This window comes from Streptomyces sp. NRRL B-3229 (assembly GCF_000719505.1).
Taxonomy (GTDB): Bacteria; Actinomycetota; Actinomycetes; order Streptomycetales; family Streptomycetaceae; genus Streptomyces; species Streptomyces griseorubiginosus.
The window spans coordinates 43,510-67,764 of the sequence record NZ_JOGP01000031.1 but is presented as its reverse complement, the minus strand read 5'-3'; the positions used below and the strand labels follow the sequence as shown (position 1 = coordinate 67,764).

The 24,255-nt window shown below is 72.2% G+C and carries 26 protein-coding genes; 13 read left to right on the top strand and 13 right to left on the bottom strand.

Annotation, left to right across the window (positions count from 1 at the left end; translation table 11 throughout):
* Positions 1-189: 189 nt before the first annotated feature.
* From IF54_RS0135175 to IF54_RS0135165, 3 genes are read left to right on the top strand one after another with little or no spacing between them, the layout of a single operon-like run.
* Positions 190-1,302 carry a Gfo/Idh/MocA family protein gene (locus IF54_RS0135175; protein ID WP_030326324.1) on the top strand — a complete coding sequence of 371 codons (1,113 nt, stop codon included), beginning with the start codon at positions 190-192 and terminating at the stop codon, positions 1,300-1,302.
* Complete coding sequence (locus IF54_RS0135170; RefSeq protein ID WP_030326323.1) at positions 1,299-2,225, top strand: PmoA family protein; 927 nt, start codon at positions 1,299-1,301, stop codon at positions 2,223-2,225. Before IF54_RS0135175 ends, IF54_RS0135170 begins: the two co-directional genes overlap by 4 nt.
* A complete protein-coding gene (locus IF54_RS0135165) occupies positions 2,219-2,992 on the top strand; it encodes a cupin (RefSeq protein ID WP_030326322.1) in 774 nt (257 codons plus the stop codon). The genes IF54_RS0135170 and IF54_RS0135165 overlap by 7 nt, the downstream gene beginning before the upstream one ends.
* Positions 2,993-3,060: 68 nt before the next feature.
* Here the strand turns inward: IF54_RS0135165 and IF54_RS0135160 are convergent, their stop codons facing one another.
* Positions 3,061-5,310 (bottom strand): heavy metal translocating P-type ATPase, encoded by a 2,250-nt coding sequence (locus IF54_RS0135160; protein WP_030326321.1) that lies wholly within the window; start codon positions 5,308-5,310, stop codon positions 3,061-3,063.
* 157 nt (positions 5,311-5,467) lie between these two features.
* Here IF54_RS0135160 and IF54_RS0135155 point away from each other — a divergent pair, with 157 nt between their 5' ends.
* On the top strand, positions 5,468-6,415 hold the full coding sequence (locus tag IF54_RS0135155; protein WP_030326319.1) for a hypothetical protein: 948 nt from the start codon (positions 5,468-5,470) through the stop codon (positions 6,413-6,415).
* 2 nt (positions 6,416-6,417) lie between these two features.
* Here IF54_RS0135155 and IF54_RS0135150 read toward each other — a convergent pair whose 3' ends face one another.
* From IF54_RS0135150 to IF54_RS0135140, 3 genes are all read right to left on the bottom strand, one after another.
* Positions 6,418-7,293, bottom strand: coding sequence for a PhzF family phenazine biosynthesis isomerase (locus IF54_RS0135150; protein ID WP_030326315.1), 876 nt, complete (start codon positions 7,291-7,293; stop codon positions 6,418-6,420).
* A gap of 36 nt (positions 7,294-7,329) precedes the next feature.
* The gene (locus IF54_RS0135145; protein WP_030326314.1) at positions 7,330-9,150 is read right to left on the bottom strand and encodes a glycoside hydrolase family 15 protein; all 1,821 of its coding nucleotides are present in this window, start codon (positions 9,148-9,150) and stop codon (positions 7,330-7,332) included.
* 181 nt (positions 9,151-9,331) lie between these two features.
* A complete protein-coding gene (locus IF54_RS0135140; RefSeq protein WP_030326311.1) occupies positions 9,332-10,111 on the bottom strand; it encodes a DeoR/GlpR family DNA-binding transcription regulator in 780 nt (259 codons plus the stop codon).
* A gap of 124 nt (positions 10,112-10,235) precedes the next feature.
* Between IF54_RS0135140 and IF54_RS0135135 the strand changes: the two genes are divergently transcribed.
* Together IF54_RS0135135 and IF54_RS0135130 are read left to right on the top strand one after the other, a co-directional pair.
* A complete protein-coding gene (locus IF54_RS0135135; protein WP_030326309.1) occupies positions 10,236-11,120 on the top strand; it encodes an SIS domain-containing protein in 885 nt (294 codons plus the stop codon).
* Between the two features lie 8 nt (positions 11,121-11,128).
* Entirely contained in the window at positions 11,129-11,980 is an 852-nt protein-coding gene (locus tag IF54_RS0135130) for a class II fructose-bisphosphate aldolase (RefSeq protein WP_030326307.1), read from the top strand.
* Here IF54_RS0135130 and IF54_RS0135125 read toward each other — a convergent pair.
* Positions 11,958-12,719, bottom strand: a complete 762-nt coding sequence (locus IF54_RS0135125) for a class I SAM-dependent methyltransferase (protein WP_030326306.1) — start codon at positions 12,717-12,719, stop codon at positions 11,958-11,960. The two genes, IF54_RS0135130 and IF54_RS0135125, sit on opposite strands and share 23 nt — an antisense overlap.
* Positions 12,712-13,854: a methyltransferase gene (locus IF54_RS0135120; RefSeq protein ID WP_030326305.1), complete on the bottom strand. Its 1,143-nt coding sequence runs from the start codon at positions 13,852-13,854 to the stop codon at positions 12,712-12,714. The genes IF54_RS0135125 and IF54_RS0135120 overlap by 8 nt, the downstream gene beginning before the upstream one ends.
* Before the next feature lie 68 nt (positions 13,855-13,922).
* Between IF54_RS0135120 and IF54_RS0135115 the strand changes: the two genes are divergently transcribed.
* The 5 genes from IF54_RS0135115 (at position 13,923) to IF54_RS0135095 (ending at position 17,621) form a co-directional block, all read left to right on the top strand.
* The gene (locus IF54_RS0135115) at positions 13,923-14,585 is read left to right on the top strand and encodes an alpha-ketoglutarate-dependent dioxygenase AlkB family protein (RefSeq protein WP_030326304.1); all 663 of its coding nucleotides are present in this window, start codon (positions 13,923-13,925) and stop codon (positions 14,583-14,585) included.
* Between the two features lie 36 nt (positions 14,586-14,621).
* Entirely contained in the window at positions 14,622-15,866 is a 1,245-nt protein-coding gene (locus tag IF54_RS0135110) for an ROK family protein (protein ID WP_030326302.1), read from the top strand.
* Positions 15,859-16,581, top strand: a complete 723-nt coding sequence (locus IF54_RS0135105; RefSeq protein ID WP_030326300.1) for an NUDIX hydrolase — start codon at positions 15,859-15,861, stop codon at positions 16,579-16,581. The genes IF54_RS0135110 and IF54_RS0135105 overlap by 8 nt, the downstream gene beginning before the upstream one ends.
* Before the next feature lies 1 nt (position 16,582).
* On the top strand, positions 16,583-17,032 hold the full coding sequence (locus IF54_RS0135100) for an RpiB/LacA/LacB family sugar-phosphate isomerase (protein WP_030326298.1): 450 nt from the start codon (positions 16,583-16,585) through the stop codon (positions 17,030-17,032).
* A gap of 154 nt (positions 17,033-17,186) precedes the next feature.
* Entirely contained in the window at positions 17,187-17,621 is a 435-nt protein-coding gene (locus tag IF54_RS0135095; RefSeq protein WP_037821038.1) for a GtrA family protein, read from the top strand.
* A 46-nt stretch (positions 17,622-17,667) separates the two neighbouring features.
* On the opposite strand, the gene IF54_RS0135090 is transcribed toward IF54_RS0135095, so the two are convergent.
* Positions 17,668-18,639, bottom strand: coding sequence for an NAD-dependent epimerase/dehydratase family protein (locus tag IF54_RS0135090; protein WP_030326294.1), 972 nt, complete (start codon positions 18,637-18,639; stop codon positions 17,668-17,670).
* Between the two features lie 350 nt (positions 18,640-18,989).
* Here IF54_RS0135090 and IF54_RS0135085 point away from each other — a divergent pair, with 350 nt between their 5' ends.
* Positions 18,990-19,517, top strand: coding sequence for a hypothetical protein (locus IF54_RS0135085; RefSeq protein ID WP_030326292.1), 528 nt, complete (start codon positions 18,990-18,992; stop codon positions 19,515-19,517).
* A gap of 42 nt (positions 19,518-19,559) precedes the next feature.
* On the opposite strand, the gene IF54_RS0135080 is transcribed toward IF54_RS0135085, so the two are convergent.
* The 4 genes from IF54_RS0135080 to IF54_RS0135065 form a co-directional block, all read right to left on the bottom strand.
* The gene (locus tag IF54_RS0135080) at positions 19,560-20,483 is read right to left on the bottom strand and encodes a phosphotriesterase family protein (RefSeq protein ID WP_030326291.1); all 924 of its coding nucleotides are present in this window, start codon (positions 20,481-20,483) and stop codon (positions 19,560-19,562) included.
* Entirely contained in the window at positions 20,480-21,064 is a 585-nt protein-coding gene (locus IF54_RS0135075; protein WP_030326289.1) for a DUF4865 family protein, read from the bottom strand. Before IF54_RS0135075 ends, IF54_RS0135080 begins: the two co-directional genes overlap by 4 nt.
* Before the next feature lie 11 nt (positions 21,065-21,075).
* Positions 21,076-21,471, bottom strand: a complete 396-nt coding sequence (locus IF54_RS0135070) for a cupin domain-containing protein (protein WP_030326288.1) — start codon at positions 21,469-21,471, stop codon at positions 21,076-21,078.
* Positions 21,472-21,550: 79 nt separating this feature from the next.
* Entirely contained in the window at positions 21,551-22,114 is a 564-nt protein-coding gene (locus tag IF54_RS0135065; RefSeq protein WP_234439135.1) for a TetR/AcrR family transcriptional regulator, read from the bottom strand.
* Positions 22,115-22,330: 216 nt separating this feature from the next.
* Here IF54_RS0135065 and IF54_RS0135060 point away from each other — a divergent pair, with 216 nt between their 5' ends.
* Positions 22,331-22,624 (top strand): SHOCT domain-containing protein, encoded by a 294-nt coding sequence (locus IF54_RS0135060; RefSeq protein ID WP_030326285.1) that lies wholly within the window; start codon positions 22,331-22,333, stop codon positions 22,622-22,624.
* A 237-nt stretch (positions 22,625-22,861) separates the two neighbouring features.
* On the opposite strand, the gene IF54_RS0135055 is transcribed toward IF54_RS0135060, so the two are convergent.
* Both IF54_RS0135055 and IF54_RS0135050 read right to left on the bottom strand, forming a co-directional pair.
* On the bottom strand, positions 22,862-23,407 hold the full coding sequence (locus tag IF54_RS0135055) for an ATP-binding protein (RefSeq protein ID WP_078852217.1): 546 nt from the start codon (positions 23,405-23,407) through the stop codon (positions 22,862-22,864).
* Between the two features lie 214 nt (positions 23,408-23,621).
* On the bottom strand, positions 23,622-23,945 hold the full coding sequence (locus IF54_RS0135050) for a hypothetical protein (protein ID WP_030326283.1): 324 nt from the start codon (positions 23,943-23,945) through the stop codon (positions 23,622-23,624).
* Positions 23,946-24,255: the final 310 nt, after the last annotated feature.

Sequence of the window (24,255 nt, the reverse complement as noted above, 5' to 3'; positions counted from 1 at the left end):
GCCCCACCCCTCCCAGGCCTCCCACCTCCCCCTTCGTGGCCGCCACCCCGGCAAAACCTCCGCCGTCCTCCCCATAAAGCCGCCCCCGGGGTCTTGTTCGGACAATCTCCTGGGATCTAGGGTCACTCCGGGGAGCAAGCGCTTTCCCGCACGTCAGCGTCCCGGCATCGGACGCCCGAGGAGGACCGCATGTCCCGTCCAGCCCGTCGCCGAGTCGCCGTGGTCGGCACCGGCGCCATCGTCAGCGGCAGCCACCTGCCCGCGCTCAGGGCCCACGCAGAGCGGGTCGAACTGGTCGCCGCCGTCGACGTGGACCAGGGCAGACTGGACGCCTTCCGCGCACTCGCGGGCGAGGAGGTCGCCGGGTTCACCTCGGTCGAGGAGATGCTGGACGCCGTACGCCCCGACCTGGTCCTCATCGGCACCCCGCCCTCCCTGCACCGCGCGCAGACGGTGGCCGCGCTCAGGGCGGGCGCCTGGGTGCTGTGCGAGAAGCCGCTGACGCTGTCGCTCGCCGAGTACGACGAGATCGCCGCGGCCGAGGAAGCCTCCGGCGCCTACGCTTCGGTTGTCTTCCAGCACCGCTACGGCTCCGGCGCCGTCCACGCGCGCGACCTCCTTGCGAGCGGTGAGCTCGGCGCCCCCCGGGTCGCCCACTGCCAGACCACCTGGCACCGGGACACCGCCTACTACGCCGTACCGTGGCGCGGGACCTGGGCGAGCGAGGGCGGTGGCCCCACCATGGGCCACGGCATCCACCAGTACGACCTCCTCCTGCACCTGCTCGGACCGTGGGCGGAGATCCGCGCCATGGCGGCCCGGCTGGTCCACGACACCGAGAGCGAGGACGTCTCCACGGCCCTCGTCCGCTTCGAGAACGGCGCCCTCGCCACCGTCGTCAACAGCGTGCTGTCCCCCGACGAGGTGAGCCGCATCCGCATCGACTGCGCCGACGCGACCGTCGAACTCACCCACCTCTACGGCCACCGCAACGAGGACTGGACCTACACACCCGCCCCGCACGTCGCCTCCGAGCGGGCCGACGCCTGGCGCACCCCCACCGCCGACGTGCCCAGCTCGCACGCCGCCCAGCTCGGCGCGCTCCTCGACGCGTACGACAACGGTGTCAGGCCTCCCGGCAGCGGCACCGACGCGCGTGCCACCCTCGAGTTCGCCGCCGCGCTCTACAAGTCCGCCTTCACGGGGCAGCCCGTGACGGCGGGCGAGATCGTGCCCGGCGACCCCTTCTACCCGGCGATGCACGGCGACCACCCCCACTGGGCCCCCAAGGAGCACGCATGAGCATCCGCGTCAGCCACGTCCACGGCGAGCACATCGCCGTCGAGGCGGCGAACGGCACGGAGATCCTCCGCTACGTCTACCGACCCGACCCCGACGCCTTCGAGGCCAAGAAGCCGTACGCGCACCCGGTCCGCACCCTCGGGGGCCGGACGGTCACCGGATACCGGCCCAACGACCACCGCTGGCACAAGGGCCTCCAGATGACAGCGAGCCATCTGTCCGGGCAGAACTTCTGGGGCGGCAACTGTTACGTGCACGGGCAGGGCTACCAGTACCTCCCGGAGCGCGTCGGCTCGATGCGGCACGACGGCTTCACCGCGCTCATGGCCGCCGAGGACCGGCTGGACCTCACCGAGACGCTGACCTGGGTGGAGAACGGCGGCGAGGAGTGGGCCCGCGAAGAGCGGGGCCTTGCCGTCCACTCGGTCGACGAGGCCGCAGGCTCCTGGGCGCTCGACTGGTCGACCCGCCTGACCAACCTGCGCGCCGAGCCCCTCGTCTTCGGCTCGCCGACCACCGCGGGCCGGGAGATGGCCGGCTACACCGGACTCCAGTGGCGCGGCCCCCGCGACTTCACCGGCGGCAGGGTCTTCGCCCCGGACACCATCGCCGACGCGGACAAGCTGATGGGCAGCCAGAGCCCCTGGCTCGCCTTCACCGCCGAGCACGACGACGTGAACGCCCACTCCACGCTCGTCTTCGCACACGCCCCCGAGAACCTCGACCCCGCGAGCGCGGTTCACGAGTCCCACTGGTTCGTGCGTTCCCAGCCCTTCCCGACGGTCGCGTTCTCCTGGGCGTTCTTCGAGGAGTTCGAGCTGCCACCGGGCGAGTCCTTCGCCTACCGCTACCGTCTGGTCGTGGCAGACGGCGCCTGGGATGCCGAACGGGTCGGTGAGCACCTGGAAGGGCTGTCGTGGTGACCGGGCCCGCAGGAGCGCCCGAGCCCGGGCTTCCCCACCCCCTTCCCGGTGCCGTCGGGCTGTCGCACCTCAGCGCCTACGACTGGGAGGCCGCCGACGGCGTCTGCGGCGGCAGCCCCCATCTGCACCTGGTGTGCACGGAGGCGTACGTCGTCACCGGCGGCCGGGGCGCGGTGCAGACCCTGAGCCCCGACGGCTACCGGGAGATCCCGCTGGAGGCGGGCTCCCTCGCCTGGTTCACGCCCGGAACCGTGCACCGCATGGTCCAGGGCGGCGATCTGCGCATCACCGTGGTGATGCAGAACAGCGGCCTGCCCGAGGCCGGCGACGCCGTCTTCACCTTCCCGCCGGAGGTCCTCGCCGACCCCGAGCGGTACGCCGCGGCGGCCCGACTCCCGCCCGGCACCGGGCCGGAGACGGCCGATGCCGCTCGGCGCCGCAGGGACCGCGCCGTCGAGGGCTACCTCGTCCTGCGCGAGTCCCTGGCCTCCGGTGACAACGGCCCGTACCTGGAGTTCCAGCGCGCGGCCGCCCGCCTGGTCCGGGAGAAGGTGCCCACCTGGCGCGAGCTGTGGCGGGCGGGGGCGCTGGCCACCGCAGAGCGCACCGGCACCCAGCTGGACGAACTGGCCTCCGGTGAGCCGTCGTACCTCGGGGAGGCGACCGCGCACGAGGCCGCGCCGACCCGGCTCGGCGGCTTCGGGATGTGCGGCCGACGCGACGAGTACAACCTGCCGGGCACGACGCTTCCGTACGGCGGCGAGTAAGGCCCGGTGATCCAGGGGGCGTTCCGAGGTCGGCCCGTAGAAGGTCCGAGGACGGGAGTCGCCCGCGTTCAAGGACGCGCGGCCCGGAACGAGCGCAGCCGCAGCGAGTTGCCGACCACGAACACCGACGAGAACGCCATCGCCGCCCCCGCGAGCATCGGGTTGAGGAGTCCCGCCGCCGCCAGAGGCAGCGCGGCCACGTTGTAGGCGAAGGCCCAGAACAGGTTGGACCGGATCGTGCCCAGGGTGCGGCGGGCGAGCCTGATCGCGTCCGCCGCGGCCCGCAGATCGCCCCGCACGAGAGTGAGGTCGCCCGCCTCGATCGCGGCGTCCGTGCCCGTGCCCATCGCCAGCCCCAGGTCGGCCCGGGCGAGCGCGGCCGCGTCGTTGACCCCGTCGCCCACCATCGCGACCGAACGCCCCTGCGCCTGGAGCCGCTTGACGACATCGACCTTGTCCTGGGGCAGCACCTCGGCGATCACCTGGTCGGCGTCGATGCCGACCTCCCGGGCCACGGACGCCGCCACGGCCCGGTTGTCCCCGGTCAGCAGGACCGGGGTGAGCCCCAGTGCCCGCAGCCGGGCGATCGCCTCGCGGCTCGTGTCCTTGACCGCGTCTGCCACCTCGAGGACGGCCCGCGCCTTCCCGTCCCAGGCGACCGCGATCACCGTACGACCGGCCGACTCCGCAGCCTCCTTCCCGAGCCGGAGCTCCTCGGGCAGTTCGATCGCCCACTCGTCGAGCAGCCGCTCGCGCCCCGCCAATACAGCGTGTCCCTGGACGACGCCCTGCACCCCGAGCCCCGGCACGTTCGCGAAGTCCTCGGGGGCGGGCAGCTCACCCAGCTTCTCCCGCGCCCCGTCGGCGACCGCGCGGGCGACGGGATGTTCCGAGGCGTGCTCCAACGCGCCCGCGAGCCGCAGGACGTCGGTCTCCACGGTGCCGTGGGCGGGGTGGACGGCCAGCAGGGTCATCCGGCCGGTGGTGACGGTGCCGGTCTTGTCCAGAACGACGGTGTCCACCTTCCGGGTGGACTCCAGGACCTCGGGACCCTTGATGAGGATGCCCAGTTGGGCACCGCGACCGGTGCCGACCAGCAGCGCGGTGGGGGTGGCGAGACCCAGGGCGCACGGGCAGGCGATGATCAGTACGGCAACGGCTGCGGTGAACGCGGCGGCCGTACCCGCGCCGTTGCCGAGCCAGAAGCCGAGGGTGCCCAGCGCGAGCGCGATGACGACCGGCACGAACACCGCGGAGATCCGGTCCGCGAGCCGCTGCGCGGCCGCCTTGCCGTTCTGCGCGTCCTCCACCAGCTTGGCCATCCTGGCGAGTTGGGTGTCGGAGCCGACCCGGGTCGCCTCGACGACGAGTCGGCCGCCCGCGTTGAGGGTGGCTCCGGTGACGGCGTCGCCCGCGACCACCTCCACCGGCACGGACTCACCGGTGAGCATCGAGGCGTCGACGGCGGAGGAGCCCTCGACGACGGTTCCGTCGGTGGCGATCTTCTCCCCGGGACGGACGACGAAACGGTCCCGGACCTTCAACTCGGTCACGGGCACGCTCTGTTCCCGCCCGTCCGCACGCAACACGGTGACGTCCTTGGCCCCCAGCTCCAGCAACGCCTGGAGAGCGGCTCCCGCCCTGCGCTTGGAGCGGGCCTCGAAGTACCGCCCGGCGAGGACGAACGCGGTGACCCCGGCCGCAGCCTCCAGATAGAGGTTCCCGGTGCCGTCACCGCGGGCGATCGTCAGCTCGAAGGGGTGCTTCATGCCCGGCGTACCGGCGGTCCCGAGGAACAGGGCCCACAGGGACCACCCGAAGGCCGCGACGGTGCCGACCGAGATCAGGGTGTCCATGGTGGCAGCGCCGTGCCGGGCATTGGTGAACGCGGCCCTGTGGAAGGGCCATCCGGCGTACGTCACCACGGGCGCCGCCAGCGTCAGCGACAGCCACTGCCAGTACTCGAACTGGAGGGCCGGGATCATCGCCATCGCGACGACAGGGGCGGCGAGGACCACGGCGGTCACCAACCGCTGCCGCAGGGACCGCAGTTCGTCGGACTCCTGCTGATCGGGAGCGGCGGGCTCCGGTGGCGCCGGTTCCCTGGCCGTGTAACCGGTCTTCTCCACGGTCGCTATCAGGTCCTGGACGGACACCCCGTCCTCGTGGGTGACCTTGGCCTTCTCGGTGGCGTAGTTGACGGTGGCGGTGACCCCGTCCATCCGGTTGAGCTTCTTCTCGATGCGGGCGGCGCACGAGGCACACGTCATGCCGCCGATGGCGAGTTCGGTCTCGGCGACTGCGCTGGTAGTGGTCATCACTGCTCCTCGTGATACCGGGCAGGGGTATGCTGATCGCGTCTTCTGTATACCCCGGGTAGGTATCTGAGGCAAGTGGCGCGATCGGGTTGACTTGATACCCCCTGGGGGTATCGTGAAGCGCATCGGAACCCGGATCGAGCCGGAGGTGCGCCCCATGCACGCTGGACTGAGAATCACCGCGTACGCCGCCGCGCTGGCCGCGACCTTCGGCACCGCCTACGGCGTGGGCCAGAGCCTTGGGCCCGTCGTTCAGGACGAGTCCAAGGCCCGCCACGACATGCGCGGAGACGGCAGTGGGTCAGCACACTCGGAACACGAGTCGCCCCCGGCCGGCGGCTTCCAGATCTCGGAGAAGGGCTACACCCTCGACCTGGCGACCCCTCGCCTCGCGGCCGGACGCACGGCCGACCTCCGTTTCACCGTCCGGGGCGACGACGGCCGCGCGGTCACGGCGTTCCGTACGGAGCACGACGCGGAACTCCACCTCATCGTCGCCTCACGCGACCTGAACACCTACCGCCATCTGCACCCCACCCGGGCCGCCGACGGCACCTGGAGCATCCCGGTGTCACTGCCCCGGGCGGGCGGCTACCGGGTCTTCGCCGACTTCACGCCGGAGAAGAAGGGGGCTGAGAACCTCACCCTCGGCGCCGACCTCGCCGTCTCCGGCGCCTACCGGCCGCGACCCGTCCCGGCGCCGGACGCCACCGCCGAGACCGACGGCTATCAGGTGAAACTCGGCGGCGCCCTGCGCCCCGGCGCGGCCCGCGCACTGAAACTGACGGTCTCCCGCGACGGCCGGCCCGTCACCGACCTCCAGCCCTACCTCGGGGCCTACGGCCATCTGGTCGCCCTGCGCTCCGGTGACCTCGCCTACCTGCACGTCCACCCGAACGGCGAGCCCGGCGACGGCACCACGGCCGCCGGGCCCGACATCTCCTTCACGGCCACCGCCCCGAGCGCCGGCACATACCGGCTCTTCCTCGACTTCAAGCACGACGGCAAGGTGCACACCGCCGCGTTCACGGTCAGGGCCGGGGGAGCGGCCGGGGCGACCGCCGGCGAGGCTCCCCACGAGCCCTCCGGCGGACACGGCCACTGACCTCAGCCGATGCGGGTTCCCGCGCCGCTCACCCGGACCCGGGGGTCGCCCGCGCGCAGGGTCACCGTGAGCTCGCCGGGGCGGCCCAGGTCCTCGCCCTGGCGCAGCGTGAGGACGGCGTCCTCGGGTACCAGACCGAGCTCACGGGCGTACGCGCCGAACGCGGCGGCCGCGGCACCTGTCGCCGGGTCCTCCACGACACCGCCGACGGGGAACGGGTCCCGGACGTGGAAGACCCCGGCCGACTCCCGCCACACCAGCTGGACGGTGGTCAGGTCCAGCCGGTGCATCAGGGCTTCGAGGCGCGCGAAGTCGTACGACAGGTCGGCGAGGCGTGCCCGGGTCGCCGCCGCCAGGACGAGATGGCGGGCGCCCGCGAACGCGATCCGCGGCGGGAACGCCGGGTCGAGATCGTCGGCGGGCCAGTCCAGCGCGGCGAGCGCCTCGGCCAGGTCGGCGTCGCTGATCTCCACGATGTGCGGCTCGACGCTGGTGAGCGTGGCCCTGACCGTGCCGCCCTCCTCGGCCACCGCCACCGGCACGGTCCCGGCGGGCGTCGAGAACACCAGCTCTCCTGGGCCGATCCGCTCGGCGAGGGCGATGGCGGCCGCGACGGTCGCGTGGCCGCAGAACGGCACCTCGGCCTTGGGGCTGAAATAGCGGATGGTGAACACCCGGCCCTCGGGGCCGTCGAGGCCCTCCGGGGGCGCCGTCAGGAACGCCGACTCCGAGTACCCGAGCTCGGCAGCCACGGCCAGCATGTCGTCGTCGCCCAGGGCACTGGCGTCCAGGACGACTCCGGCGGGGTTCCCTCCCTCGGGGTCGCTGGAGAAGGCGGTGTATCGCAGGACCTCGGAGCGGGGCGCGTTCGTCGTCATGCAGACGGCAACGTGAGTCCGGCGGACGGCTATTCCTCAGCCCAGGGCCCGGTCCAGATTGAAGGCCGCGCTGATCAGGGCCAGGTGCGTGAAGGCCTGCGGGAAGTTGCCCTGCTGCTCGCCGGTGTTGCTGATCTCCTCGGCGTACAGGCCCAGGTGGTTGGCGTAGGTGAGCATCTTCTCGAAGGCCAGGCGGGCCTCGTCGATCCGCCCGGCGTGCACCATCGCCTCGACGTACCAGAACGAGCAGATCGAGAAGGTGCCCTCGTCGCCACGCAGCCCGTCGGGGCTCGCCATCGGGTCGTAGCGGTACACCAGCGAGTCCGACACCAGTTCCTCGGTGAGCGCGTCCAGGGTGGACAGCCACTTGGGGTCGGTCGGCGCGATGAACTTGGTCAGCGGCATCATCAGGACGGCCGCGTCGAGCACGTCCCCGTCCTCGTGCTGGACGAACGCCTGCCGGGTCTCGGACCAGCCGTTCTTCATGATCCGCCGGTAGATGGCGTCGCGGCACTCCCGCCAGCGGTTGAGATCGGCGGGCAGACCGCGCCGGCCCGCCATCCTGATCGCCCGCTCGATCGCCACCCAGCACATCAGCCGGGAGTAGAGGAAGTTCTTGCGACCGCCGCGCGTCTCCCAGATCCCCTCGTCGGGCTGGTCCCAGTGCGCGCACACCCACTCCACCAGCGTACACACGTCGTCCCACTGGCCGCTGGAGATGGGCTTGGCCCACTTGTCGTAGAGGTAGATCGAGTCGATCAGGGCGCCGTAGATGTCGAGTTGGAGCTGGTCGGCGGCGGCGTTCCCGACCCGGACGGGAGCCGAGCTCCGATGCCCCTCCAGATGGACGAGTTCACGTTCCGTCAGATCGGTGCGGCCGTCGATGCCGTACATGATCTGGAGCGGTCCCGAGGGGCCGTGGCCCTCCGGACTGACATGCCGGATGAGGAAGTCCATGAACTGCTCGGCCTCGCTGGTGAATCCGAGCCGCAGCAGGGCGTACACACAGAAGGCGGCGTCCCGCACCCACACGTACCGGTAGTCCCAGTTGCGCTCGCCCCCGAGCTGCTCGGGCAGGCTGGTGGTCGGCGCGGCCACGATGGCGCCGGTCGGGGCGTAGGTGAGGAGCTTCAGCGTGAGCGCGGAGCGGTGCACCATCTCCCGCCAGCGGCCCCGGTACTTGGAGGCGGACAGCCAGTGCCGCCAGTAGGCGACCGTGCTGGTGAACTGCTCCTCGGCCTCGGTGCGCGCGCATCGGCGCGGGGTCACCTCACCGCCGACCTGGTCGAGGGCGAAGACCGCCGACTCGCCCTCGGCGAGCTTGAAGTCGGCCCGTACGTCCGGGCCTTCGGCCTCCAGGGCCACCGTCGCGGTCAGCCCCAGCGACAGTTTCGGGGACTCGAAGACCGCGACGTCCCCGACCATGCGCAGAGTGTGCGGCTGGGCGCCGTAGTCGAAGCGCGGTGCCACCCGGGTGCGGAACGGGATCGAGCCGCGTACGCACAGCACCCGCCGGATCAGCCGGTGCCGCTCCGTCTCCACCGTGTCCCCGTCGACCGGCATGAAGTCCTGGACCTCGCCGACGCCGTCCTCGGTGTAGAACCGGGTGATCAGGACGTTGGTGTCGGGGAAGTAGAACTGCTTGGTGCGGGCCGGTACGGCCGCCGCCAGCTCGAAGCGTCCCCCGCGCTCCGCGTCCAGGATCGACGCGAAGACGCTCGGCGCGTCGAAGGACGGGCAGCAGTACCAGTCGATGGTGCCGTCGGTCCCGACCAGCGCGACACTGCGCAGGTCGCCGATCAGGCCGTGCTCGGCGATCGGCAGATATCCGCCGTCATACCCAGGTGATCCGCTCATCGCAGCCTCCTGCCGATCAGCCTAAGCAGGATCGACCGCACGCGTCAGCGGAACGGCCCTCACGCGCGAGAGCCGTCAGCGGAACGGCCCTCACGCGCGAGAGCCGTCAGCGGGACGGCTTCATGCGCGAGAGCCGTCAGCAGGACTGCTTCATGCGCGAGAGCGTTCAGCGGAACCGCCCTCACACCCTGAGGACCCGCAGTCCCGCCTCCTCGAACCGTCCCACCGTCTCCGGATCCGCCGCCGAGTCCGTGACCAGCGTGTCGATCTCCTCCGCGCCGCAGATCCGGGCGAACGCCCGCTGTCCCAGCTTGCTGGAGTCCGCGGCCACGACGACCCGCTCGGCGCGCTCGCACAGCAGCCGGTTGATCGCGGCCTCCGCCTCGTCGTGGGCGGCGGCACCGTGCGTGACGTCGAGGGCGACCACACCGAGGACCGCCACATCGAGGGTGATCTGCCCCAGCACACCGTCCGCGAGCGGCCCGACCAGCTCGTACGACTGCGGGCGCGCCACCCCGCCGGTCAGCACGATCTTGAACTGCGGGCGCACGACCAGCTCATTGGCGATGTTGAGCGCGTTGGTCACGATCGTCAGCGCGGGGGAGCCGCTGGAGAGGTCCCCGCGCACGGCGAGCGCCCGCGCCACCTCGGTCGTGGTCGTGCCGCCGGTCAGGCCCACCGCCTCGCCCGGCGCGATCAGCTCCCCGACCGCCTTGGCGATGCGCTGCTTCTCGGAGGCGTGGCGGGCGGTCTTGTACCGCAGCGGCAGCTCGTACGACACCCCGTGCACGACCGCCCCGCCCCGGGTGCGCACCAGCATCTGCTGCTCGGCCAGCTGGTCGAAGTCACGGCGGATCGTCGCGGCCGACACCGCCAGCTCGGTGGCGGCGTCCTCGACGTCGAGCCGCCCTCGCTCCACGAGCAGCTCCAGCAGTGCCTTCCAGCGGGCGTCCCGCGACATCCGCATCCTCCGTCCCTCGATCTCCCGGCGACCTTAACGCAACCTCTCCGTGGGTGAATGCTTGATTGTGCTCGAAATGGCGCTATATCTTGCAAGAACAAGCAAGCGAGCGAAGGGTGGCCGCATGACCCATGTAGAGGACGAGCTGATCAGCCAGCCGGACTGCTGGGAGCGGGCGGAGGCGGAGGCCGCCCGCTGCTCCGGCGCGCTGCCCGCGCCCGGCGAGCGGGTCGCGATCGTCGGGTGCGGCACCTCGTACTTCATGGCACAGGCCGCCGCCGTGCTCAGGGAGAGCGCGGGGCAGGGCGAGACCGACGCCTTCGCCGCGTCGGAGTTCCCGGCCGGCCGCTCGTACGACCGTGTCGTCGCCCTCACCCGCTCCGGCACGACCACCGAAGTCCTCGACCTGCTGGGGACGTTGCAGGGGCGCACCCGTACGACCGCGCTCACGGCCGACCCCACCACGCCCGTCATGACCGCCGCCGACGAGGTCGTCGTCCTCGACTTCGCGGACGAACGCTCCGTCGTCCAGACGAGGTTCGCGACCACCGCCCTCACCCTGCTCCGCGCCCACCTCGGCCTGCACACCGACGCCGTCGTCGCCGACGCCCGCACCGCGCTCGCGACCCCCCTGCCCGAAGGGCTGGTCGAGTGCGCGCAGTTCACCTTCCTCGGCCGCGGCTGGACGGTGGGCCTGGCGAGCGAGGCCGGGCTGAAGATGCGCGAGGCCGCTCTCGCCTGGACGGAGGCATATCCGGCGATGGAGTACCGGCACGGCCCCATCAGCGTCACCACGCGGGGCACGGCCACCTGGATGCTCGGCGAGGCTCCGGAGGGGCTGGCCGAACAGGTCGGTGAGACGGGCGGGTTGTGGATCCCCGGCACGCTCGACCCGCTCGCCGAACTGGTCCGGGTGCAGCGCCTCGCGGTCGCCGTCGCCGCCGCCCGCGGCCTCGACCCGGACCAGCCCCGCCACCTCACCCGCTCGGTGATCCTCGCCCGCCCCTAGGAGTCCCCGTGCCCCTCGTCACCACCGGCGAGCTCGTCACCCGGGCCGCCGCCACCCGCTCCGCCATCGCCGCCTTCAACGTGATCGCCCTGGAACACGTCGAGGCCGTCATCGCGGGCGCCGAGTCCCTGGACGCCCCGGTCGTCCTCCAAGTCAGCGAGAACGCCGTGAAGTTCCGCCGCGGCCGTGTCCTGCCGCTGGCCCGCGCCGCCGGCACCGCCGCCGAACGGGCCGCCGTACCGGTCGCGTTGCACCTCGACCATGTCCAGAGCGACGACCTGCTCCGCGAGGCGGCCGACGCCGGATTCAGTTCGTTGATGTACGACGCGGCCCGGCTGCCCTATGCCGAGAACCTCGCCGCGACCCGCGCCGCGGCCGACTGGGCGCACTCCCAGGGCCTCTGGATCGAGGCGGAGTTGGGAGAGATCGGCGGCAAGCACGGACAGCCACCGCTGGACGCGCACGCACGCGGCGCCCGCACCGACCCGGCCGAGGCCCGGGCCTTCGTCGCCGACTCCGGCGTGGATGCCCTCGCGGTGGCCGTCGGCAGCGCCCACGCGATGACCGAACGCACCGCCACCCTCGACCACGACCTCCTCAAGCGCCTCGCCGCCTGCCTGGACGTCCCCCTCGTCCTGCACGGCTCCTCGGGGGTCCGCGACGACGAACTCACCGCTGCCGTCGCGGGCGGCATCTCCAAGGTCAACATCGGCACCGCGCTCAACACCGCCATGACCCGGGCGATCCGGGAACACCTCTCGGCTCACCCCGAGGCGGTCGACTCCCGCACCTACCTCGGGGTCGGCCGGGACGCGATGGCCGAGGCGACCCGGCGGATCATCCGGATGCTCGGGCGGTGAGAACGGGCTGGTAGAAGCCGACGGCCCCGGGCTCGTGCCACCGCACGTCCACGAAACCGGCCCCGGTCACGAACTCCTCCACCTGTGCACGGGTCAGCGCCCAGGAGGTCGCACGGCGGACCCGCACCGCCCAGTCCCCGTCGGCGGGGACCAGCTGGAAGTGCTCCTGGTCGTAACGCTCCCCGTCCTCGTGCCAGTGCCACAGCTGAAAGGTGACCATCCGGCCTTCGGGATCCTCGGAGACCTGCGGGGGCGTCGCACCGGGCCTGGTCCGGCGGATCTCGTCGTAGTCCCGCACGGTGAGCAGCAGCAGCCCGCCGTCCCGCAGCACCCGCCGCATGCCCGCGAGTGCGGCGGCCACGTCCGGGGCGGTCAGCAGATGGGCCAGCGAGTTGTCCGCGCAGACGACGACGTCGAACGCCGATGAGGCAAAGGGAAGTTGCCGCATGTCCGCGGCCGCGGTCGGTACCGGGGCACCGCGGTCCGACGCCTCGGCCGCGGCACGTGCCGCGGCCACGGGACTCAGATCGCTGCCCACGACCCGGCGCCCGGCGAGCGCCAGCCCGATCGCCTGGGTCCCGATCCCGCACGAGCAGTCCAGGATCCGGAGCGGACCTGGCTCCATCAGCGCGCCCAGTGCGGCGGCCTGCCGCGCCATGCTCGCGTCCCAGTCCGCGAAGATCCGGTGGTAGTCCGGAGCCAACGAGTCGTAGAAATCCCGCGCCGACGTATCAGTCACTCGACCTTTTTACCGCCTTCAGCACCACGAACTTCGGGTCACTGGCGACGAGTTGACTGTTCCCGAACAGCTTCCGCAGCTTCACGTGGTAGCCGAGGTGCCGGTTCCCGACGACCCACAGCTCGCCACCGGGCCGCAGCGCCCTGAGCGCGCCGGCGAACATCCGCCAGGCCGTCGCGTCGGTCGTCGCCTGGTGCGAGTGGAACGGCGGGTTGTTGAGCACCACGTCGACACTGCCGTCGGGCACCCCCGTCAGCCCGTCCCCGACCCGGAACTCCGCACGCCCCGGTGCGCCGTTCGCCTTGTACGTCCCCTCCGCCGAGGCCACGGCCTGGAAGGACTCGTCGACGAACAGCACCTCGGCCTCCGGGTTGCCGAGGGCCACCGCCGTGCCGACGACACCGTTGCCGCAGCCCAGGTCAACGATCCGCTGGGCGCCACGGCCGGCCGGGAGGTGCTGGAGAAAGAAGCGCGTGCCGATGTCGAGCCGGTCGGCGCAGAAGACACCGGCGTGGTTGACGACGGCACGGCCGGAGACGGCTCCGACACCGTCCGGGAGTGCGTATCCGTACGGCCACGGGTTGGCGGGCCGTTCGAGCGACGGCTCCGGAGTGCAGAAGATCAGCCGGGCCTTCTTCTCGGCGAGCGAGGTGCGGGTCGGGCCGAGGATCCGCTCGAACAGCTGGAGCGTCGAGGTGTGGATCTCCTTCACCATGCCGGTGCCGACCACGACCGTGCCCGCGTGCACCGCCGGCGCCAGCCGCAGCAACTGGTCCTCCAGCAGGGCCAGGCTCTTCGGCACCCGCACCAGCAGCACGTCGATCCGGTCGGGCGGCGGGTCCTGCGTGGTGAGCAGCCGTACGCCGCCCGGCTCGACGCCGGCGCGCGCGAGGTTCGCCCGGGTCGCCTCCTGGCTGAGGAAGGAGTCGGTGATCTGCACCGGCCGGTGCGCCGCCAGTGCGGTGACCAGCGCGCCCCAGCGGTCGCCGACCACCACGACCGTGCCGGACAGCGCCATCCGCTCCGCGGCGAGATGCCTCAGCAGATACTCGTCGGAGGCGTCCCAGGCACGCAGCCGGTCACGCGGGTCTTCGGGGAAGCGGGTGAGCGCGAGCTCGCCCCAGGGGGTCGTCATACGGTCGTCCATCGTGCGTCCAGGCTAGCGGAGCCGCAGTTCAGGCCCGCTCGGGCAGGATGGAACCCATGGACGCCGAGCTGTTCCCCCGAGCGCGCGCACAGATCGCGCCGGGCGCCGTGCACGTCCCGGACTGGCTGGCGCCGGAGCGACAGCGCGAGCTGCTGGCGGCCTGCCGCGAGTGGGCCCGTCCGCCCGCCGGACTGCGCACGGTGCGCACTCCGGGCGGCGGCACGATGACCGCGCGGCAGGTCTGCCTGGGCTGGCACTGGTACCCGTACGCGTACGCCCGCACGGTCGCCGACGGCGACGGGGCACCGGTGAAGCCCTTCCCGCACTGGCTCGGCGAGCTGGGCCGGCAGGCGGTACGGGACGCGCTCGGCACCGCGGTGTCGGGACAGGAGCTCGCACTGATCGACTTCGACATCGCGCTGATCAACTTCTACGACGGCGACGCCCGCATGGGAATGCACCGCGACAGCGACGAGAAGACGGACGCCCCGGTGGTGTCGCTGAGCCTCGGCGACACCTGTGTCTTCCGCTTCGGCAACACCGAGACCCGTACCAAGCCGTACACGGACGTGGAACTGCGCAGCGGCGACCTGTTCGTGTTCGGTGGCCCGTCGCGGCTCGCCTACCACGGGGTGCCCCGTGTGCATCCGGGCACCGCGCCGCCCGAGTTGGGACTGACCGGGCGGCTCAACATCACCCTGCGGGTCAGCGGCCTGTAGCCCGGGGCACGAACGGATCATGGGAGACTCGCCCTCATGAGCGGCAAGGCGGACCCCCGGCCGGCGGGGGAGAGGACCACCTCGAGGGCGCGGCTGGAACGAGGGCGCGGCGCGCTCGGGCCCGCGCTGGAGCTCGTGCACACCGGGCGCGCGCCCACCCGGGCGGTGCTCACCGCGGAACTGGGGGTCACCCGGGCCACGGCAGGAGCGGTCGCCGCGGAACTGGAGGCGCTCGGGCTGATCCGCGTCGACGCCCGTCCCACCGCGGCCGCCGGTTCCCAGGGCAGGCCCTCGCACCGCCTCGCGGTCGCCGAGGAGGGCCCGGTCGTCCTGGCGGCGCAGGTGCACGCCGACGGTTTCCGCGCCGCGCTGGTCGGCCTGGGCGGCCGTATCGTCGCCACCGCACCGGCCCGCGAGACCGTCGACGCCGACCCCGCCAAGGTCCTCGGCTCGGTCGTGGAGGCGGGCGCGGACCTTCTGCGCACGACGGGCAGACGCTGCGTCGGCGCCGGACTCGCCGTCCCCTCCGCGGTCGCCGAGCCCGACGGGCTCGCCCTGAACCCCCTGCACCTGGCCTGGCCCGCGGGCGCCCCCGTGCGCCGTATCTTCACGGAGTGCGTGCGCGCGGCCGGGATCCCCGGACCGGTGTTCACCGGTAACGACGTCAACCTCGCGGCACTCGCAGAGCACCGGCACGGCGCCGGCCGCGGCGCCCGCGACCTGCTGTGCGTGGCGACCGGGCACCGGGGTGTGGGCGGCGCCCTGGTCCTCGACGGCCGTCTGCACACCGGGAGTTCGGGCCTGGCCCTCGAGGTGGGGCACCTCACCGTCAACCCCGAGGGCCGCCCCTGCCACTGCGGCAGCCGCGGCTGTCTGGACGTCGAGGCCGACCCGCTGGCCCTGCTCACGGCCGCGGGACTCGACCCGGGCCCCGAGGTGTCCCTGCTCCAGCAGGCCAACGACCTGGTCCGCGACCACTACGACGACCCCGCCGTCCGTACGGCCGCCGAGACCCTCATCGACCGTCTGGGGCTCGGCCTCGCGGGACTGGTGAACATCCTCAACCCGGACCGGGTCATCCTCGGCGGCCTCCACAGCACCCTCCTGGACGCCGATCCCACGCGGCTGCGCGCGGTCGTCGCCGAGCGCAGCCTGTGGGGACAGAGCGGCGGCGTCCCCATCCTGAGCTGCACCCTCGCCCACAACAGCCTGGTCGGGGCAGCCGAGTTGGCATGGCAGCCGGTGCTGGACGACCCGCTCGGGGCACTGACCCGTGACTGAACTGCTGGAGCCGGAGAAACTCCGTCTCGTCGAGGTGGCGCCGCCGGCGATCCCGGCCGAGACACGGGCGGCCATGAACCGGGAGTGGGACGAGGCCGTCCTCGCCAACCCGGCCCTCTTCGACGGCCCGGTCGTGCTCTGCGCGGGCCTTTCGCGGGACGTCGGGGACGCCCTCCTCGTGTCCTGGTCCCGCACCACCTACCGCTACTTCGCCCTGCGCCGCGTCCCGGGCGCCACCGCCCTGCGGTCCCTCTTCGTGAGCGTGATCCAGCCGACGGACGACGGACGCGTGCTGGTGGGCCGGATGTCCCGGTCCACGGCCGCGCCCGGCCGCTGGCAGTTCCCCGGCGGATCGGTGGAACCGCCCACGGACGACAAGCCGTTGGACGAGAGGGCCCTGCTCCGCCATGCAGCGCTGGAGCTGGCCGAGGAGACCGGCGTCGACATCCCGGCCACCGCGCTCACCCGCTGTCTGATCACCTACGGCGACGACGGACAGGTCGGTGTCCACTACCTGGCGCCACCCCTGCCCGCGCCCGTGCTCCAGGACCGCTTCGACGCCCTCGCGGCCGCGGAGACCGCACGGGGACGCGACCCGGAGTTCGACCGGATCGTCTTCGTCGGCTCCCCGGCCGAACTGCCCCGCCTGGAGGGCCCGCACGTGGTCTACCTGGAACCCGTGGTCCGCTGGACGAGCCGCCGAGTAGGCTCGTGACATGCGGATCTCCGTCTCCTCGGACATGGACGAACCTGTTGCCCGCGCCCTCGTCGGCGCACTGCGCGCCCGGGGCCACGAGGTGGTCGCGCACGGCGCCCTCAGCCCCGGCGACGACCCGCAGTGGGCGGCCTGTTCCGAGGCCGCGGCCCGTGACGTGGCCGCGGGGACGGCCGATCAGGCGGTCGTGTGCTGCTGGACCGGCACCGGCGCCTCCATCGCCGCGAACAAGGTGCCCGGTGTCCGGGCCGCCCTGTGCACGGACGCCTACACCGCGGACGGCGCCCGCCGCTGGAACGACGCCAACGTCCTCGCCCTCAGCCTCCGCCTCACCTCCGAGCCACTCCTCAAGGAGATCCTCGACGCCTGGTTCTCCGCCGCGCCGAGCGAGGACGCCGAGGACCGGCAGAACGTGGCCAGGGTGAGCCGCCTGGACGCTGGTCGGGCCTAGCGTTCAGTCGTGGTCCATTGCAACGATATTTCATATCTGAACTGCGGTGACGCCTCGGCGATGCAATAAATCAGTTGCCCACTCCCTGAACGCAACGTAGCTTTCCGGTGTTGGAAAGCGACGGGTGGTCGAGTGGGAGACGGGGGCGGGCCTCATGGCCTTCATACGGTTCGTGATGTTCGGAGGGGGCGTAGGGGTCCTCGCCGGCTTCGCGGTGACGCTGCTCGCCGTGGCCATGCCCTGGGCCGTCGCCAACGCCGTCGTCACCGTCGCCTCCACCCTGCTGTGCACGGAGCTCCACGCCCGCTACACCTTCCGCAAGGGCCGAGGGGCCGGATGGCGGGAGCACTGGCAGTCCGCGGGCTCGGCCTCCGCCGCGTACCTGGTCACCAGCGGTGCCATCGGGGTTCTGCACCTGCTGCGGCCGTCCGCGGGCCCGGCGGTCGAGCAGATGGTCTACCTCGGCGCCTCGGGTCTCGCCGGCGCGGGTCGCTTCCTCGTCCTGCGCGTGTACGTCTTCGCCACCCGGAGCACTCGTCCCCTGCGGCCACAGGGGACGAGTGCCGTGCCCGTCCTGCTCGCGGCCTGACTCGGGTCGGAGGGTGAGCCGATGGCTCACACGGCCGGCGAGCAGCTCAGAGGACGAGCGGGTGGGCCACCTCCAACTCGCCGCGCTCGATCAGTCCGCGCACGGATTCGAGCACGGCGTCCTCCGGCTCGTAACGGGGTGCGTAGCCCAGGACGGTCCTCGCCTTCTCGATGCTGAAGCACTGACTGCGGTGGAGGTGCTCCCAGCTCGCCTCGGCGTGCTCCGGAGACGTGCTCTCACGGAACCGCTCCCAGGACACGGGTTCCAACGTCGCGGTCTGCCCGAACCAGCCGGCCGCGATGTGGGCGTACCCGCGGACGTTCAGCGCGGTGGGGGCGACCACGGTGAAGTCCTCGCCCGCCGCCGCGTCCCGGCGCTCGATCGCGCGCTCGAAGCCCTGGGCGACGTCGTCGGCGTGCACATGGTGCATCGACTCGACCCCGCTGCCCGGGATCGGCAGCGGCTTCCCGGCGGAGAGCGTGGACCAGACGGCCGGGTCGAGGTTGCCCAACGGGCCGATCGGGTGCCAGCCGGGGCCGACGATGTGCCCGGGGTGCAGTGAGGTGGTCACCAGACCGCCCGAGGCGGTCTCCTCCTTCAGCATCCGGGCGATCCGGTCCTTCTGGACGCCGTACTCCCCGACGGGCGGGGTGCCCGTGCTCTCGGAGATCGGCAGCTTGTGGCTCGGCCCGTGCCGCCACACGGTGCCGCAGTGCAGCAGGTGCCCGACCTCGCCGCGCAGCCGCTCGACCAGCGCGGTGGCCGACTCCAGGGTGAAGCAGACCAGGTCGACGACGACGTCCGGGGCCAACCCCGCCACCCGGGCGCCGAAGGTGCCCGCGCCGTCCTCCTGCTGCCGGTCGGCCACGACCTGGCGGACCTGTTCCCATTCGGGGGCCCCGACGTAGGCGCTGCGGGTGCCCCGGCTGACGTTGATCACTTCGTGGCCGGCTCGCACCAACCGGGGGACGAGGAAGGTGCCGATGTGCCCACTTCCGCCGATGACGACGACTCGCATACGTTTCCCATCAGCTCGACTGTTGCACTGCTCCGCTGCTCCGCCCCGCGCGGGGCGCCGGTCTAACCGAGATCGGGCCAGCTCAGGAGATTCTCCAGCACTGCACGGTCCCCCTCGCTGCGCAGACTGTCCAGGGGGAGGCGGCGACAGCGGCGCGCAGGGTGGCGGAACGGTCCTCGATCAGGACCAGCAGATCTGCGAAGGCGGGCGTCCGGGACATCCTCAAGTCCTATCAGCCGACACCGACAACGCTTCTCGGGACGTCGCGTCAACTCGGTTCGCTGCCGCCCCACATGTACGCGCGACCTGCACGCGCGCGACTGTCAGTGGCGGAGGCTAGCCTGCGGGGCATGATCGAGACGAACGGGTTCGACCGCACCTTTCCGGCCGCGCTGGCAGCCGTGGCCCGCGTGGAGTTCGACTACGACGACGGCGAGGGCGTGGACTTCGAGCCGTACGGCGCCTTCGACTCCGCCGAGGAGACCACCGACTGGCTGCGCAACTGGACGGGCAACCGCGAACTGGACGGTGACGCCTTCCGGGTCTTCGGGCAGGACGGCACCGGAGGCCTCGCCGCCCTGTGGTGCGTGCGGCCGGGGCAACCGCTGGTCGAGCAGCCGGTGGTGTTCCTGGGCTCCGAGGGCGAGCGCGGGGTGGTGGCGGCCAACCTGTCCGACTTCCTGTGGGTGCTGGCCGACAGCCTCGGTCCGCTGGAGGTCGTCGAGTACGAGCAGTACGAGGGCCGAGTCGACCCCGGTCTGACCGAACTCGCGGAGCGCCACGCGACCACCCCGCGCCGCAGCACCCACGACATCGTCACCGCCGCCCGGACCGAGTTCCCGGACTTCTCGCAGGACATCGACGCCCTGTGCCGGTGACGGGGCCAGCAGGACCTGGACACTCGCTGCCGGTGACCGGGCTCAACGGCTGACGGGACCGGGCCAGTCCACGGCGAAGGCCCGGCCGGGGTTGTCGGTGAGGATGCGCCGCACCGCCTCCTCGCCCAGCTCGACCGCGAGCCGCGGACGCACCCGGCGCAGCAGATACGGCATCCCCGGGCCCCCGTTGACCGAGCGGGCGGCCGCGGTCGTCGTGTCGCCACCGAGGAGCAGCCGGTCCCCGTGGCCCGCCTCGGCGAGGGCCCGTACCGCGTCCGGCATGCGCCAGTCCGTGGCGTGGTTGGTGCGTGAGGGACCGTCGAAGGCGAGATAGCAGCCCGACGCAGCGGCCTCGCGGTGCACCGTGAGGTCGGGGGAGCGGTTCAGATGGCCGAGGACCACCCGGTGCGGCGGGACCCCCAACTCGCCGCACAGCAGGTCGAGCACGTCGAGGGCGCCGGTCCCCAGCTCCAGGTGGACGGCGATCGGGGCGCCGGTCGCGTGATGGGCCTCGGCCGCCGCGGTCATCGTCCAGCGGGCGTGCGCGTCCAGGGCGTGGAAACCGCCCGCCACCTTGATCAGTCCCGCGCGGACGCCCGACGTCCCGATGCCCTCGGTCAGTTCGGCGACGAACACCTCGGCCAGCCTGCCGCGCAGTCCGGCGAGCGTGGCGTCGTCGTAGTGGACGGCCTGGTGCAGCCCGGTAGCGGTGACGATCCGCACCCCGCTCTCCCGGGACAACTCCGGCAGATCCGCGGCCCGCCGCCCCAGCCCGTACGGCGTCCACTGCACGACGGTGCCACCCCCCTGCGCGGCGAACGCGGCGAGTTCGGCCAGCGCCGCGGACCTGCTCCGCAACTCCTGGCCGGGAAGGCGGGGGCTGCCGAAGAACAGGTGGTCGTGCGCGTCGCACACGCCGAGCGACCCGCCGGGGACGTCCCCCTCCACTGTCCGGACCGCGCTCACCACTGGCGTCCCCGCGGCAGCCGCTCCCGCCCGGGCGCCGAGACGTGCAGCACCTCGAAAACGTCACCGGCTGCCTTGGGAGCATCGTGAGCCCAGAGCGAGAAGTGCACGAGCTCCCAGCGGGCCGTGTCCACGGCGACGGCGGCGAGGACCGCCCCTTCCTCCCCGGCCAGCCGCTCCGCGTCCGCCACCGCCTCCGCCGTCACCTCGGCCGACTCCACCCCCTCGGGCACCGGTTCATGCCGTCGTACGGCCGACCGGGCGGGGGAGCCGGCGGCGCCGCCCTCCTCGTACGACAGCCCTGTCCACTGGCGCACCGACGGCCGCCCGAAGTCGTTGCTCAGTCCCTGGAAGCCGCCTCCCCACAGGAACCTGTTCATGCCCTCCACGCTGTTCCAGAGGTAGAAGGGCGCGTACTGGTTGACCGGTGAGCCGTTCACCCCGCGCTCGCGCATCAGGTACGTCTTGACGCCGAGGCCCTCCCAGTCGTCGAGCAGATGCCCGACCCGGGCGACCCGGCCGCGGATGACGGCCATGTCGTAGTCGGCCGGCAAGGTGAGCTCGTACTGCATCGCGTGCATCGGTCGCCTCCTCAGGTGGTGTGGTCCTCGGCGGTGACCAGCGCGCCCCAGTCGGTGGTGGTGCCGTCCTCCGCGGCCTCCACGACCGCGAGATGCGTCATGAAGGTGCGCGGCCCGGCACCGTGCCAGTGCCACTCACCCGGGTCGATCCACACGGTGTCGCCCGCGCGGATCGGTTCCACGGCTCCGCCCCGGCGCTGCACCAGCCCCTCGCCCTCCAGGACGTGCAGCACCTGGCCGTGCGGGTGCCGGTGCCAGGCGGTGTGCGCGCCGGGCGCGAAGTGGACGTTGAACATCCGCAGCCGGGAGGGGGCGGCGGGTGCGGCGATCTCGTCGAGCCACACCGTCCCGGTGAAGTTCTCGGCCGGTCCCTGCCGGGTCTCGGGGCGCTGCCGGGTGATCTGCACTAGGAGAAGTCCTTTACGGGCTTGGTGAGTCAAGACGGTCGGGGTGTCAAGACGGTCGGGGAGTTACGACGCTCGGGCGCTACGAAGCTCGGGGAGCGAGGAGGGAGAGCAGACCCCGCACGCCCGTTTCGAACGCGGCGGCCGAGCCGGAGGCGCGGGCGAGCACATAGCCTCCCTGGACGGTGGCGAGCACGGTCGCCGCGATCTCCTCACCGTCCAGCGAGGCGGCGAACTGCCCCTGCTCCTTGCCCTCTTCGACGATCCCGGCGATGCGCTCACGGATCCGGTCGAGCGTCTCGTCGACGGGCGCGCGCAGTTCGGCGCTGGCGATCACGTCCGGGTCCATCGTGAGCCGGCCGATCGGGCAGCCGCGCAGTACGTCACGCTCGCGCCGCAGGTACGCCTCGATGCGCTCGTACGGTGTGCCCGGGCCGGCGAGCACTCCCTCGGCGGCGGCCAGCAACTCATCGGCGGTACGCCGGATCGCGGCCAGCGCGAGGTCGGGCTTGCCCTTGAAGTGGTGGTACATGCTGCCCTGTCCGGCGCCCGCCCGCTCCAGGATGGCCTTGGGGCTGGTGCCCACGTAGCCGCGCTCCCACAGCAGCTCGCGCGTGGACTCGATCAGTCGGTCCGGAGTGCTCATGCACTCACTGTACATACTAGTAGTTACAGAAGTCGAGCGCGTCGCGTACTCCCCACGAGGTACACCCACAGCCGCTTGCCGTACGACGACCCGACGCCTGCACCGGAGCCACTCTCGAAGCAGCACCGAACGAGATGCGGCACCGAACGAGATGCGGCACCGAACGAGATGCGGCACCGAACGAGATGGTCAGGAACTCCAGGGAGATGAACCGACATGCAGACACTCGCGAACTGGGACGGCGGCCCCGGCCCGTGGATCCTCTTCTTCCCATTCATCTGGGCGGCCGTCGTGGTCGGCGCCGTCACCGTCCTGCGCCGCACCGCCTGGCGCGGCCGCCGCGGACCCTGGCGTGCGATGGCCGACTCGGGCCCCTCCGACGACTCGCCGCTCGTCCTGCTCGGCCGCCGCTTCGCCTCCGGCGAGATCGACGAGGACGAGTACTGGCGCCGGCTGTCCGTCCTGGACGAACAGTTCGGCCGTACGGCGGGCAAGGGCCGGGGAGCGTGACGCCGCCCAGTGCAACGGGCTGTGACGCCGCCCGGCGGTATGGGGCGTGACGCCACCCAAGGCCATGAGCCGTGGCACCGTCAACGTGTTCGGCAGGGTGCCACCGTCGTGCCGGCGCCGACCTGAGCCCGCCGGACGCCGGTGCTCGCCCGCTCCGTGCCGTCACCGCGTCGACGTCCAGGCGCTCAACCCGGTGCCGGCACCGACCGTCGACGGGAAGGCGTTCTCACCGCCCGGTCAGCCGGCAACGGCGGACCGGGCGGGAGCGTGTTCGGGCCTGCGGACCTCGACCTCGGCGAACATGAGCGCGGCCTTCTCCGGTACGGCGACCTTCCGCCGCGGCGGACGCGTGGCCGCGGAGGGCCGTGGCCGGGCGGCGGCTGGCGTGGGCAGTGTGAACCACACGACCTTGCCCGACTCGCCCTCCGGCCGGACACCCCAGCTCTCGCTGACCGCGGCGACCATCGCGAGCCCGCGCCCGCACGTGGCGAGCGGCTCGGTGTCCCCGAGGTCGGCCACGACCGGCAGACGCGGGTCGTGGTCGTGCACCGAGACCGTGAGCCGGTCGAGCAGCAGCTCGATCTCCACGGTGCATGTCTTGTCGGGCTGGGCGTGCAGGTGGACGTTGGTCAACAGCTCCGTCACACCGAGTGCGGCCCGGTCGATGAGAGGATCCAGATGCCAGTAGCGCAATTGCGCGGAAAGGATTCTGCGGACCTGGCCGATCCGCGACGGCAGAGCCTGGAGCTCCACCGCGCAGTGCCTGCTCGGATGACTGATCACGGCTGCGACTCCCCGACGTGAGGTCCGGAAGAACACGGAGTTCGGATCGATCCAGCAGGTTGCCTGAGTGGAAACGGCCGCCTGCCGTCGTGCCCGGCGGGCTGGTTCGCAGCGTAATCGCCGGTAAACCGAGAGTGATGTGAGATCAGCGTGACGCAGGAGGCTCGGGACCGCAACTCGCGGTCGACCGTGCCCACCCGCACCGTGCGACGGCTCAGCCGCGGCGCCCGGCCGCCCTGCGCACGGCCTCGATGAAACGGCGGGCCGCGGGCGGCCCCGGCTCACCCGGAGGCGGATCGTGCTGGCCCAGAGTGAGCAGATACCGGTTCCCGTTGAGATCCGCGAGGGCCCGGTCCTCGGGCGCGAACCAGGGCTTCGAGGCCCGCACCGCCTGTACCGGCGCGCTGTCGATCTCGCTGCCGTAACTGGTGAGCAGTTCCAGTCGGCCGTCGCTGATCCGGACCTGCCCGGCCCGGGTGAGTGAGCGCAACCTCTTGCCGATCCGGACGCCCGTAGCCGTGAACTCCGGCTCCGCCATGCCGTCCCGCCCCTCTTGCGCGCTTCGGTGTGCCGGCCCGTGCTCCCGCGTGGACCGAGAGCCGGCTCCTGTCGTGATCCAGTGTGCGCCCCCGTTCGGGACCTCGTCCCGCGCGGTGCAGTCTGCCCGCCATGGACGCCGAGCACCAGTGCGCATGACGCCCGGGGCGGGCGCGCAGGAGCACTCTCCGAATGCGCCCCCGGGGTCGGGCGGTCGGCGACCCCAGGGGTGCCTTTGGGGCTCTCAAAGGTGCGTTTATGCAGGTGAGAAGCGTGTGGAAGGTGTCTATGATCGAAGAGTCGGCCGCGCG